Below are 457 nucleotides of genomic sequence, written 5' to 3'. Positions count from 1 at the left end.
TATGAACAGCCTTTTATTTTCTCTGATCGCATTATTCCTCTACGTGTACGGGAACATAAACATGCGCGCCGTCTTACATTACGTATTGATAGGAGTGGTAAGGGGATTTGTATAACAACACCACCAGCGATAAATCTCTATTCGATTCAAGGTTTTATTGAAAAACACCGATCTTGGATTGAGGCACGTCTTGCTCACGTAAAAGTTTCTCATGAAAATTCTTATCTTCAAGAAGGTGTAACGATTTCTGTATTAGGTGTTCCACATACTATAAGACATAAAGCAGGACGCGGGATAACAGAGATCATTACACAGGATGTGGGGCAAGAGTCTCAAATTATCGTTTATGGTCAATTAGAATATTTACCAAGACGTGTTGCTGATATTTTAAAAAAACAGGCTGCGCTCACTATAACGCCATTGGTTGTATATTATGCGCATAAAGTAGAGCGTAAAG

At 38.5% G+C, this 457-nt stretch carries 1 protein-coding gene; it reads left to right on the top strand.

Translation table 11 applies throughout. The annotated features are described in order from the left end of the window. Positions 1-457 (top strand): YgjP-like metallopeptidase domain-containing protein (locus J7R05_RS08030; protein WP_208541851.1); only part of this gene is annotated, 457 nt, incomplete at both ends.

It is taken from the genome of Bartonella capreoli, assembly GCF_902813205.1.
GTDB lineage: Bacteria > Pseudomonadota > Alphaproteobacteria > Rhizobiales > Rhizobiaceae > Bartonella > Bartonella schoenbuchensis.
This window is presented reverse-complemented; position numbering and strand designations above follow the sequence as displayed.